An 11,976-nucleotide genomic window follows, 5' to 3' on the forward strand; every position below is an offset into this window, starting at 1 on the left:
TCATGCTCAATCCAGTACGGCGCACACCAGGACGCAGCTGGGCAATCATCCGTTCGCGCTTGCCTATCATCCAGCAACTGTGTTGAAACCAACAGTCATTTCACACGCATTTTCCTGATTGATGCTTGAGTTAGCCAGCGTCTGACTATGGGGATTGCGGCAAAATTGGTAAAATCTATTGTTTGGATGGAACATATCCAGTCCGGTAATGGTCCGCGAAGAACGCATTGGCGTTAAGCGCATGATGATCCGGCCGCCTTGACGTAGCAGCACATGCTGAACGGCCCCCACGACGTTGGTCCGGCGAAGATCCTCGCCGGACATCGAATGCCTCGAAAGCTCACGTCATGACGCAGAGCTGGACGCGCTCGAACACTGCTCGCGGCGAACGTTCAAGCCGATGCCACTGTTTGATGAAGGCCAGCGGCGGCTCCTCCGATGATCGCGTCAGTTACACACCGAGCAAGCCGGGTGAGTTCGTCGCCGACAAGCTTGCGGGCATCGCCACGCTCGCCAGCGGGCGCTTTGCCATGATCGACGACGGCCTCGGCTTCCAGTTCGTCCCCTGGCAGTAGCCTGTGCTCGACAAGCGCAGGCCAGCATCAGCGGTGTGATGCGCGATAGCGGCGGCATCGAGTGGAGCTTCGGACGCAAACACGTTAGGCTTGTGAAGCAGCGGAAAGCCTTGCGTGCTTGGCGCGAGTGGGCCGGATCAACGACGACTCTTCAAGGGCCGCTGTCGCGCCTCCTCTTCGCGGCTGACGGCCTGGACCAGCCGTCGCCGCCCCGGCTTGGGCTCTCCAAGCAAGTAAGGCTAATTGAGGGCGCGAGCGCTCCAATGCCCGAGGTGGAAGGGGTTCGCAGTGGTAGGTTGCGGCTTATAATATGACCCATAGGGTGGTACATAGGCTCTATGTTGGGGCCTTGGAATGATCGTTGGCTTTCGGGATGAATGGCTACGCGCCTTCTTTGTGGATGATGTCCGCTCGCGGAACGTCCCGCCCGATCATGAAGCCCGGTTATGCCGCAAGCTTCAGATGATCGACGATGCGACGACCGATCAGGACTTACGCGTGCCGCCCAGCAATCACTTCGAGAAGCTGCGCGGCAATCTGGCAGGGTTCCATTCGATCCGCGTCAACCAGCAATGGCGGTTGATCTTCCGCTGGGACGGCAAGCGAGGCGAAGCGGCGGGCGTCTATCTGATCACTGCTACCGATGAGAGCGAGGCAAACCATGCTGACGACAAAGCGCAAGCCGGCCACCGGTCGCCGAGATACTGACCGAGGAGTTCATGGAGCCGATGGGCTTGACCCAGGGCGCGCTTGCCGAGGCGATGGGCGTTCAGCGCAAGCACGTCAACGAGTTGTGCAACAACCGCAGGAACGTGACGGCGGCGACCGCGCTGATCCTCGCCCGCGTGTTCGGCAACAGCCCGGACTTCTGGCTCAACGTGCAGCGGCGCAGCGATCTCTGGGAAGCGATGAACAGCCCCAAGGAGCGTCAGCGGATCGAACGCGCTCGTCCGCTGAAACGCGCCGCGTAGTCGACGATGAATTGCGATGAATAGCTCTGGTCCCGCGCCACGCAAGTATTTTCAAGCTGCGCGGCTTATCGCGCAGCTTAGCGTATCGTGGCGTAAAATTACGCTACTTCTTGCTTTCGACAGATCGCGCGATCCTGGCGGGATGTCCCGAGCGCGCGCCAAACCCAGCAAAGACCGTCGCATCCCGGCATCCTGCCGGATGATCTTTTCGACTATGCCAGCATCGAGCCGTGGCCGCGTGCCGGCAGGCCGCCAAAGCATGATCTTGCTGACTGGACCGTCACAATCGATTGGCTCGACCGCGTCGCGGTCACGGACACCGAGGTGGACGTATTCGAGGCGTGGTTCGCCGATCTCTTCGACGACTGTTCGGGCCATGCCGATGATCTGACAAGGAGACGCCCGCCATGACCGTGCCCCAATGTTCGAAAGGGGCGCGCGCCGCCCTCTATCTGCGCGTCTCGAAGGCGCGGGAGGCCGAGCATGATGTCTCCATTCCTGATCAGAAGCGGCAAGGTGAGGCTTATTGCTCGGCGCGCGGCTATGCGATCGTCGAGACCTACGTGGAGCCGGAGCCTCCGCGACCAACGACCGCCGCCCTGAGTTTCAGCGCATGATCGAGGCGGGCACATGCAAGCCCGCACCCTTCGACATCGTCGTGGTTCATTCGTTCAGCCGTTTCCTCCGCGACCATTTCGAGCTTGAGTTCTACGTCCGCAAGCTGGCGACGAACGGCGTCAAGCTCGTCTCCATCACGCAGGAGATGGGCGATGACCTGATGCACGTCATGATGCGCCAGATCATGGCGCTGTTCGATAAATATCAATCCAAGGAGAACGCCAAGCACGTGCTGCGCGCGATGAGCGAGAATGCACGGCGGGGCTTCTGGAATGGCGCCCTACCGCCAATCGGCTATCGCATCGTCGCGGCCGAGCAGCGTGGCGCCAAGACCAAGAAGAAACTGGAGATCGACCGACTGCACGCCGACACGGTGCGAATGATCTATCGTCTGTTTCTGGAGGGGGACGGCGTATCCGGCCCGATGGGCGTGAAGTCCATTACCTACTATCTCAATGAACGCCGCACCTTCACCCGCGATGGCGGGCGCTGGGGTTTGGCTCAAATCCACAGCATCCTGACCCGCACGACCTATATCGGCGAGCACAAGTTCAACAAGCGCTCGCACAAGGACGGTAGCGCAAACCCGAGAGCGAGGTCGTGACCGGTGCAGGCCGGTCTGAAATCTCGTCACCCCATGGTGACGCCGACCCGCGTCACCAGCGGTCCCACCCTCCTTACCGGCATTTGCTTTTGCGCCAAGTGCGGGGGAGCGATGACGCTGCGGAGCGGCAAGGGCAGCGCAGGCGGCATGTATCGCTAGTACACCTGCTCGACCAAGGCCCGGCAGGGGGAGACCGGATGCAAGGGCCGTTCGATTCCCATGGACAAGCTCGACGATCTTGTCGCCGGTCACCTTGAGAGCCGTCTGCTCCATCCCGACCGGCTGGAGGAAGTGCTTGCCAGCGTCCTTGACCGTCGCCAGGAGCGCTCAGCGCGCCGCCGAACACATCGCCGAGCTCAACAAGCGGATCACTGAAACCGACCAGCGGCTCAACCGGCTCTACGACGCGATCGAACCGGGCGTAGCCGTACTGGACGCCCCAGGTCTGAAAGAGGGCATCGCGGGCCTCAACGCGATTCGGGATCAGGCCACGGCTGACGCCGAGCGCGCCCAGGCCGCGCTCGACAGCGTCGGCAATTAGGCTGTCAGCCCGATATGGTCAAGACGTTCGCAGACGTGGCCCGTGAGCGGCTCCGGCTTCGCGACGGCGGCTATCGCCGCGATCACCTGCGCGCGCTCGCTCAGCGCATTGAGGTGGCGGAAAAAGAAGTCCGCATCATGGGATCGAAGTCAGAACTGCTGCGACCCTGGTCGCCGCCTCAAGCGAAAAATCGGCGGCTCTCGGCGTTCGCGGTTCTGTACTGAAATGGCGCAGCCGACGCGATTCGCACGGGTGGCCTCCACCTTGGAGGGTCGCGCTCTATCCAGCTGAGCTACGCGTGCATCTCGCAGTACTTGCGCGCATTTGTTGCAAATGTGAAGCGACGGCATAACGCTCTCGCAAGTCGTTGAATTACGACCTCTCAAAACTCTTTTTTTTGCACCAACTGGTTTGACACGTGCATTCGGGGGGCAAGCGTCTGGGCTGTCAATCGCGGAACTCGCTTTCCATGATCCGCTAGAATTGGGGCACGGAGATTTCGCACAAGACACGCGATGCATCGTGGGCTTCGCAGCTGCGCTTGACCCGCACTCTGGAGGCGATCGAAGCGTTGATGCCCGGGCTCTACGAAATGTGCGTCAAGGACATTCAGGAACATGATGGACGAAAGTGTTTCAGTGTTGAACTGGTCAGACGCAGCTTCAAGGACATCCGTGCATTTAACGACAACTATAAAGACGAGTTTCCTTTCGGCGCCGTCGACCGCACATCTCAACTTCAGGCACAGATCTATCACACCACCCCAGCGGCCGACCGGAGACAATATCTGGGGCCAAGCAAGCATTGGCCGCACCGAGAATGACACAACTTTATCGATTCCTTTGGTTGTGTTTCTTTCTCGACGCGCTCCGAAAGTTCAGAGACGAAGAGGAAAGCCGGTAAGTTAATACGTCGACTTCATCCATTGGATGAATGGACCGAGTTACGACGGAGATCATGGTGTCGGCATCGCGGGCGAGAAGATGAGGCGCGCCGTCCGCTTCGAACGATGGCACCATCCGACTGAGGGCAATAGTATATGCGGCTTCGCAGTTGGCACGTGCTTTGAATGTCCGACCTTACCAGAACAGCTCAATGGGGGGACGAGGTGATCCGTTATAAGATCGTGTGAAAGATCGTTAGTCATCTGCGACCTCAACGTGCGACATTTGCTAACCTGGACGCCCGATGCATCCGACGAAAGCCTCTGTCGGTGTATCCTTTCTCTGCTCTCGTTCAGAGCCATTTGTCCTGCACCCTTGTAACTGTGACGCCTAGATTGAGACCCGGAAATCACATTATGCCAGCGGAGTCGGACATCAAATCTGCGAACGCAAACAATCGCACAAGCACCGTCTGGACAATTGTGCTCGGCTTTGCCGCCGATTCGTTGATGCGGTGGAGTTGGCCTGACGCAAGGCGATATCTTCAGAGCATGCCTCAGTTCATCAACGCCTGTGGCGGACGAGCATTCGAGCATGGCACAGCGTACGTCACGGGAGGGATTCGCGCCGCGGCCCTGTGGCTGCCTCCCGGCGTGCAACAAGACGAGGAGGCGCTGGACGAAATCATGGCGCAGTTCCTGAGCCCGGGGATTACCGAGGATATGGTACACCTGCGGCGGGGAATGGCCCCGCTCACGCCAATGTTGCGAACGGCTATTAAGCGGAATTCGGAGACGCTGAAGCGTTGGCCCAGCGCTTTGGCGTCGGCCAGGAAGCCGTGCTGCGGCGGCTGCTGACGCTCGGTCGCACCACCAGGCCTTCTATGACAGCAAGCGCGCTGATTTCCAGAAGATCTACGCCCAGCTTGACGAACAGAAAGAACCGTCCGAAGGCGGCCCCAAGTATCATTACGTGGTGCTGAGTCAGCTCGGTCGCACGTTTACCCAGCTTATTTCCAGGGCTATCACGATCGATATTTCACACTGCGCGATGTCGCGGATCTCTTAAATATGAAGGTTACGACCGTTGCTCCAATGGAAAAAGGCGGCCTTTGGCATGGCGCCCTAAACCGGAATGGCCAAGAAGATTTACTGCATCGATACGAGTGCGCTGATTGCCGCATGGTACGAGCGTTATAAACCGAAGCGGAAGCTTTCAGTCTACCGGCCTGCTGAAGACCCATGATCTGATCACAGCCTGCTGGCTCCGGATTTCGGAGGTCTGGCTGATGGTGTCACCACAATCGGCACTCTACCGCGAGACGCCCCCGACTACATCCCGTGTCGAGCGGCCTGCGTCGACCGGTGCTCCGCCTCGGCAAGCGGATAGCGTGGGTGGCCGCCAAGCACTGTGCTCAACAAGGACTTACAGAACGCAGGCGTAAGCTTGCCGCGGTGGACCACGACGCTCTCGTGACCCGTCGCAGCCCGGGCGTTCTGCCACTGCCGATTGTAGCCGCGCTGTTCATTGGACTTGACGTGGCAAGCGGCGAAGTCCACGTCATCCAGCGTCGCCAATTGCCGCGCAAGTACCGGCCGCTTCGTATGGATGTGCACCCACATCGGACTCGGCATTGCACCATTGCGCAGCGCCTTGGGTTGCAGCTTGATCTCGAACAGCGTCCCTGGCTCGCCCTTTAACGCGCGCGGTAGATCCGCAGGCGCCAACTCCTCGGCCGCCCGCAAGTGTTCAAGGTACTTCTGCGACGGAAAGGCGTAGGTTTTCATGCAATCGATCCTGGTCGTGGCCTTTCGCTCGTTCAAAGCCTTGGCCAGCCCCTGCGCCTGGGACAACATCATCTTGAGCCGGACTGTCTTGTCGTGCACTTCGGGCACTTGCGCAGGCGTGAGTAGGCCGCTTCGGCGAGGCTCCTCCAACGCGGCCACACAGGCCTGCATCTCGGCGGCCTGCGTCTGCAAGCGCTCAACTACGGTGTCCACGACGTGGTCGGCGTCCTCGGGTTTCATCTGGCGCGCTTGCGAGACGGCCCTTTGGTGACCAGACAGATCGAATTGCAAAAGTTCGTCCAACCGCTTGAGGAGTTGCGTCAGTGCCTCGATCGACGGCGGGGCCTGCCAGATCGCCAAGCGTGCCGTCGCCGACGATGACGCCCTCGCATGCGCCTCCTCCGCGCTCACGAGGCTCTTCGTACCTAGATCCGAGAGCACGAGAACCTTGGCTGCTGGCACTGTGGCGTTGTCGGCCGTAGCGACCTGAGGCTGCGTCCGCCCGGCCGCCGAACTCCCAGCGCCAGCGGCCGGCGCGCGCTTGCCTTTCCCCTTCCTCCGCGCTGTAGTGCCTTCGGCCACTACATCCCTGCCGGTAGTGTTGGCCGGTATCGCAGCCCCAGCGTCGGCCGGCGGTGCAATGATGGCTGGCGTCTTCGGCTGCAGTGACAGGAGGCGCATGACCTCATGCGCAGTGACCCACGTGCCTTCCACGATCTGGCCCAACAGTTCCAATGGGAGGTCGGCACCTGTTCCGACATCGCCTAGCTTGGCAATGATGTCGTGCAACGCCAACGCAAATTCCGAAAGCCGCTCCATGACTCCTTCCAGAACGGCGCAGTGCTCTGCGTCGAGCGCGCGTCCTTTACTGTTTAGAACAGCGTCGGCCGTCGAGCGGAATGCCGGAAAAACGTCCTCGATGAATGTTCCCAACAGACGCACCCGCCCGTTCTCACCCATGAGGATTTCCCTCATGGCTGGTTCGAACGTGCTCGCCTGCGGCTCAATCATGACCTGCGCGAGAGCGACCCGCGATTGCAGATGCATGCACTTCATATTAAGTGCCCAGCCGGTGTGTAGCCGCAGTGCGGCCTCTTCGGCCTGCCGCATCTCGGCCGTTGTACTTGGTAATTTGGCAGTGGCGGCGCAGACGGACTGCATCCGTTCCGAGCGCAATGCCTTCTTTCCCCACCACTCCATGCAGGCCGCATAGCGGTTCGCCACACTGGAAACCGCTCGGCTCAGCTGGTCGGGGGGAGCGTTGGATCGGAGCATCCGGTCGAGCACGGTGGCCGCACTCTTCCTGCTCTGCTCCAAGGCGTAGATAGTCGGGGTGGCCAGTGTGTTGCATTGGTCCGCCGCATGGAGCGCCTCGTCGCGGAGTCCGCGAGCCTGATCATCGGACAGAATGCTACGCGCTACATGCGGGGGCAGGCTTGCGCGGTAGTCCAGAACTTTTGAGCTTGCCTTGACGAGCTGGTCGATCAGCTCTTGCGCCTCCGACGAGTTCTGCGCTTGCATGGCTGCATTACGGCAAGCGTCAAGTTCCTCAACCAGGCGGTCCATTTGTCGCTTTGTTGCCTTGATCTCGTCGCCTGTCGAGGAAATGGGAACTGCCATACCCGAAGTTCGCGGCTGGCTGGCGACCGGCGCCGTTCTATCTTGAGGCCCAGAGCGCATCCGCTCCACGACGGAAGCGAACCGTTGGCTGCCTTCCCTAGGGGCAAGACTAGACTCCGAGCGCGAACTGCTCAATCCCCACGTGCTGTCGGCTCCAGCAACCCCAACGTGCGATTTGCCAGGTCGGCCAATGCCCGTCATATTCCAATCTCCGATACAGGCGAGAATGCGCAGCCTGTCTAGATAGAAGGCCCGGCTGACAATTAGCTGACGAAGAGCATTCTCACGGATGCACAAAGAAAATCCGAATCACCGTGGCTCCAATTCCATGGAAGATGCCGTGGTGCTAGTGTCCCGAGTCACAAGTTCGCAATCGTAGCTTCGCGTCGCTGTGCCAAAGATGGCGTGCTGGCAACAGCGACGGCGGATCTGATCGCGGTCCAGCAACTTGCGCCCCTGATATAGAGCGATGACGAGCGTGCCGAACTGAAGTCGCTGACAATGCGGCGAAAGAAGGCGCTAGTACCCGGAATCATAGCTGAGTGATACGGCGGCCTTCGAACCTGCGTTGACGGACCTTTTTCTTGGTCCAGGCGAAGGGCTCAGCCCTTTCGTTGTATGCGTCGATGTAGGCATCGATGTGCTCCTGGAGCTGCCTAAGGCTTGTGAAGGAAGCGCCGCTGAGCGACTGTCCCTGCAGGATCGAGAACCATACCTCGACCTGATTGAGCCAGGACGCGCTTGTCGGCGTGAAATGAAATTGCACATTGGGATGGGCCTTGAGCCAGTGCTCGTTCTTCTTGTGGGTGTTGAGGTTGTCGAGGATGACGTGAAGCTGGCGTTTCGGAAAAGCCGCGGTGACGCTGTTCATGAAGTCGAGAAACTCGACGCGGCGACGGCGCTTCGAATGAGTCGCGATGATCTTTCCGGTGGCGACTTCAAGCGCCGCAAACAGCGTAGTCGTGCCATGCCGCTTGTAATCGTGGCTCTGGCCTGTCAAGGCGCGGCCATTGGGTAACTTCAGATAGCCCTGCGCTCGCTCCAAAGCCTGGATCGAAGGCTTCTCGTCCACGCATAGCACAATGGCCTTCTCGGGCGGGGCGATGTAGAGGCCAACGACATCGGCGGCTTTGGCGGTAAAGTTCGGATCGTTGCTCTCGCACCAGGATTTGCGAACCACAAGGTCGATCTTGTGGTTGCGCAGGAACCGCCAGACATATTGGACGTCAACGTCGCCCAGCGCCCCGGCCAGCAGCGGCCCGGTCCAGCGTGCGAACCCTTCCGGCGGCGGCTTATCCAGCAGCTTCAGAATCCGCTTATCGGTGGCCTTCGTATAGATCGGCTGCTTGCCTGGCCGCGGCTTGTCTTGCAGCCCTTCAAGGCCATGATCGGCATAGCGATGCCGCCAAAGGCTGACAATCCGCGGCTGGACCCCAACCTCCTTGGCGATCGACCGGGTGCTGCGCCCGGCCGCCGCCAACAGAACGATCCGAGCCCGCTTTAAATCGCGCTGCAATGTCACCGGTGAGCGGCAACATGCCTCAAGCACCTTGCGATCTTTCTTCGAAAGCTGGACTTCTCTTGCTTCGGGTATCATCCCGATGTTGAATCACGACTCACGCTCTATGAAAAGTGGGTACTAGCGCTGGCTCTGAGAGCTCGGATTGTGCTGACCTGCGCGGAGAGCGGTGAGAACGAGGAAGTGGCGGCCAAGTTGGGCCTGGACACGCAGACGGTAGGCAAATGGCAGCGTCGTTTTGTGAAGCGGCGCGTGGCCGGGCTGCACGACGAGCCGCGTTCCGGGGCGCCGCGCACGAGTGACGACGCTCGCATCGAAGCGGTGGTCGTGCGGACGCTGGAGAAATGCCCCCGAGAACGCCACCCATTGGAGTTCGCGCGACATGGCGAACGCCAACGGCCTGTCGGTGTCGACGGTGCAAGGCATCTGGCGAGCCTACGTCTCGGCGCCGTGTGGATGAAAAGTCCCAAATCCAGGCGCTGGGCCTGTTGGAATACTCATCGGGGCTCGGTTGTGATTCAAGCTTCGGGTGGAACGATTCGTTTTTGACTGACGCCCAATGGACGAAGATGGAACCGCTGTGTCTCGGCAAACCGGGCGATCCCGGACGCAGCGGCAAGGACAACCGGCTGTTTGTTGAGGCGGTGTTATGGATCGCGCGCCCGGGCAGTCCCTGGCGCGATTTGCCGCGCGCTTTCGGCCAATGAAATAGCGTGTACACGCGTTTCCGCGACTGGGTGAAGGCGGACGTGTGGACGCCTGTTCGGCGCGATCTCGGACGAGCCGGACATGTTATACGCCATGGTCGACGCCACGATCGTCAAGGTCCATCGCCACGGACGGGGCGCAAAAAAAACAAAGACAGGCCATCGGCCGTTTGAAAGGGGAATGTCAGATATTTCGTGTAAGAGGCCTCTGTGAAGGTTGAATTGTAGTCGTTTCTTGCATCAGCCGGACATTGTCATCGATCCCATGGTGGCTAACCCGCATTTCTCACAGGGCCAATTGATTTGCGACGGCCATTGGTGGATCGGCGCGAAGGCGACGAGGACCGTGGCGCCGAAGGCGCTGGGGCGATTTGGTTTGTGTGTCTCCGCTGGGGCTTCTTAATGATGCCGCGGATTGGGCGCGGCGGCGCGTGTCAGGCCGGCTAGGCGCGGGCCTTGGCGGCTTCGGCCAGGCGACGGGCAGCACGGCCCCATTGTTCGGCGGCTGGGCAGGCCGAGGCCATGGCGATCTTGATGCGGCGGCAGGAGATGCGCACCAGTGCCCCGATCTTCAGCAGCTTGAGGCGGATGGTGCCGCAGGTGGCGTCGGCAAAGGCGGTGTCGGCAAGGCCGATGCGCCGCAGCGCACAGATCAGCACGTAGGCCATCGCGGCGAACCACAGCCTGAGCTGGTTGGCCCGCATGGTCTGAGCCGAGGTGCGGTCAGCGTAGAGATCGAGCTGGCATTCCTTGATCCGGTTCTCCATGTCGCCGCGGGCGCAGTAAATGTCCTCATAGAGCTGCCGCGCGCCCGCCTCGCTGCGCTTGAGCGAGGTTACGACGAAGCGCGGGTTGGCCTCGCCGTGCGTCCACTCCGCCTTGGCGACGACGCGGCGCTCCTGGCTCCAGCTATCAAGCGTCGTCCACTGGAAGTCCCTGAAGCGGCGCGCCGGGCGGCCGGTCTTCTCGGCCGCGGCTCTTGCCGTGGCAAGCTCCTCTTCGATCATGGCTACCAGGCGCGTGTTGCGAGCGAGCCCGAACAGGTAATCCACGCGGTTCTGCTCGCACCATGCCATCAGCGCCTCGCGCGCAAAGCCTGAGTCCGCCCGTAGCAGGATGCGCACGAACGGCCAGCGGGCACGGATCTGCCGGACGATCCGCTCGACCTCCGCGACGCTGCCCGCGCTGGCGTCGATGTCGGAGGGGCGCAGTTTGGCTGCCAACAAATGCCGGCCGCAGAACACGTATAGCGGCAGATAGCAGTAGCAGTCGTAATAGCCGTGGAAGAAGCGCCCCTCCTGCTGCCCGTGCAACGGGTCGTCGGTGGCGTCGAGATCGAGGATGATCTGGCGCGGCGGCTGCTTGTGCGCCTCCAGGAACAGCGTCACCGGCAACGCCTCGATCGCCGCCGCGTCGTAAGCGATCTTGTGATAGCGCGAAGGCTCGTTTCGGCTCAGTTCCAGCCGGTTCAGCGTCGACTTGCCGGCCACCGGTGCGCAGTCCTCGCGCCGGGCCGAAAGCTTGCCCGAAAGCACCGCCATCAGCGGATCGTGCCGCAACTCGTCGTGGTCGTTGAGATCTTCATAGCCGAGCGCGATGCCAAATACCCGCTGCCCGATCAGTGTCGCCACCGTGTGCTCGATCAGGTCCTGCCGGCGATGATCGCGAAAGCAATCCGCAAAACGCCCCACCAGATCGATCGCCCGATCGGCCGCGCCCAGAAGCAGCGCGCCGGCATCCGACGTCACCAGTCCAGCGTCAAAGGCCGCTTCCACGAGGCGTCCTTCCACCCTTCCAAAATCAAACCGGTCTGCGCTACACTCTGTCGGCATCGGGGCGCTCCTCGAATCATCGCAAAGTCCTTCTCGCAAAAGAACCTTCGCTGATTCGGCGCCCCGATGCGCCTAACTCTGTGAGAAATGCGGACTAACAGTGGCCGGGCAGCAAGCTCTGTCAAGGCACCGGGTCCCCCTTCTCGTAGCCAAGATGATCACTTAGCTCCGCACCAAGCGCCCGCCCAATCAGCGCCTTCTTCAGCTGCTTGAAAAGCCCGTCTGCACCTGTGAGGTCTTCAGGCTTCTCATACTTAGCAAGCAGTTGATCCAATAGTTCAGGGTGTAATCGTCGTCTCGGTCCTCATGTGAGTCTCC

The 11,976-nt window shown here is 60.8% G+C and carries 12 protein-coding genes and 4 pseudogenes; 11 read left to right on the top strand and 5 right to left on the bottom strand.

Annotated features, from left to right (window positions below):
- Positions 1-66: 66 nt before the first annotated feature.
- Complete coding sequence (locus tag RX328_RS12655) at positions 67-324, bottom strand: hypothetical protein (RefSeq protein ID WP_213256151.1); 258 nt, start codon at positions 322-324, stop codon at positions 67-69.
- 23 nt (positions 325-347) lie between these two features.
- Between RX328_RS12655 and RX328_RS12660 the strand changes: the two genes are divergently transcribed.
- The 9 genes and pseudogenes from RX328_RS12660 (at position 348) to RX328_RS12700 (ending at position 5,050) form a co-directional block, all read left to right on the top strand.
- Positions 348-575: a DUF3363 domain-containing protein gene (locus RX328_RS12660; protein WP_213256153.1), complete on the top strand. Its 228-nt coding sequence runs from the start codon at positions 348-350 to the stop codon at positions 573-575.
- A gap of 354 nt (positions 576-929) precedes the next feature.
- Positions 930-1,205 (top strand): annotated as a pseudogene (locus tag RX328_RS12665) (type II toxin-antitoxin system RelE/ParE family toxin); the annotation flags it as partial.
- 31 nt (positions 1,206-1,236) lie between these two features.
- Positions 1,237-1,546, top strand: a pseudogene (locus tag RX328_RS12670) (HigA family addiction module antitoxin).
- A gap of 407 nt (positions 1,547-1,953) precedes the next feature.
- A complete protein-coding gene (locus tag RX328_RS43545; RefSeq protein WP_375293251.1) occupies positions 1,954-2,163 on the top strand; it encodes a recombinase family protein in 210 nt (69 codons plus the stop codon).
- On the top strand, positions 2,160-2,768 hold the full coding sequence (locus RX328_RS43550; protein WP_375293252.1) for a recombinase family protein: 609 nt from the start codon (positions 2,160-2,162) through the stop codon (positions 2,766-2,768). The genes RX328_RS43545 and RX328_RS43550 overlap by 4 nt, the downstream gene beginning before the upstream one ends.
- Before the next feature lie 295 nt (positions 2,769-3,063).
- Positions 3,064-3,309 carry a hypothetical protein gene (locus RX328_RS12685; protein ID WP_249727166.1) on the top strand — a complete coding sequence of 82 codons (246 nt, stop codon included), beginning with the start codon at positions 3,064-3,066 and terminating at the stop codon, positions 3,307-3,309.
- A gap of 14 nt (positions 3,310-3,323) precedes the next feature.
- Complete coding sequence (locus RX328_RS12690; RefSeq protein ID WP_190242198.1) at positions 3,324-3,533, top strand: hypothetical protein; 210 nt, start codon at positions 3,324-3,326, stop codon at positions 3,531-3,533.
- A gap of 317 nt (positions 3,534-3,850) precedes the next feature.
- A complete protein-coding gene (locus RX328_RS12695) occupies positions 3,851-4,132 on the top strand; it encodes a DUF3141 domain-containing protein (RefSeq protein ID WP_249727167.1) in 282 nt (93 codons plus the stop codon).
- Between the two features lie 477 nt (positions 4,133-4,609).
- Complete coding sequence (locus RX328_RS12700; RefSeq protein ID WP_213256155.1) at positions 4,610-5,050, top strand: hypothetical protein; 441 nt, start codon at positions 4,610-4,612, stop codon at positions 5,048-5,050.
- Between the two features lie 474 nt (positions 5,051-5,524).
- Here the strand turns inward: RX328_RS12700 and RX328_RS12705 are convergent, their stop codons facing one another.
- Both RX328_RS12705 and RX328_RS12710 read right to left on the bottom strand, forming a co-directional pair.
- The gene (locus RX328_RS12705) at positions 5,525-7,801 is read right to left on the bottom strand and encodes a hypothetical protein (RefSeq protein ID WP_213256173.1); all 2,277 of its coding nucleotides are present in this window, start codon (positions 7,799-7,801) and stop codon (positions 5,525-5,527) included.
- Between the two features lie 331 nt (positions 7,802-8,132).
- On the bottom strand, positions 8,133-9,197 hold the full coding sequence (locus RX328_RS12710) for an IS630 family transposase (protein ID WP_213256157.1): 1,065 nt from the start codon (positions 9,195-9,197) through the stop codon (positions 8,133-8,135).
- Between the two features lie 105 nt (positions 9,198-9,302).
- Here RX328_RS12710 and RX328_RS12715 point away from each other — a divergent pair, with 105 nt between their 5' ends.
- Complete coding sequence (locus RX328_RS12715) at positions 9,303-9,668, top strand: hypothetical protein (protein WP_312018131.1); 366 nt, start codon at positions 9,303-9,305, stop codon at positions 9,666-9,668.
- Between the two features lie 20 nt (positions 9,669-9,688).
- Positions 9,689-9,971 (top strand): annotated as a pseudogene (locus RX328_RS12720) (transposase); the annotation flags it as partial.
- Between the two features lie 298 nt (positions 9,972-10,269).
- On the opposite strand, the gene RX328_RS12725 reads toward RX328_RS12720, so the two are convergent.
- Together RX328_RS12725 and RX328_RS12730 are read right to left on the bottom strand one after the other, a co-directional pair.
- Positions 10,270-11,658, bottom strand: a complete 1,389-nt coding sequence (locus RX328_RS12725; RefSeq protein WP_213256161.1) for an IS1380 family transposase — start codon at positions 11,656-11,658, stop codon at positions 10,270-10,272.
- Positions 11,659-11,785: 127 nt separating this feature from the next.
- Positions 11,786-11,932: pseudogene (locus tag RX328_RS12730) on the bottom strand (IS256 family transposase); the annotation flags it as partial.
- Between the last annotated feature and the right edge of the window lie 44 nt (positions 11,933-11,976).

Source organism: Bradyrhizobium sp. sBnM-33 (genome assembly GCF_032917945.1).
GTDB lineage: Bacteria > Pseudomonadota > Alphaproteobacteria > Rhizobiales > Xanthobacteraceae > Bradyrhizobium.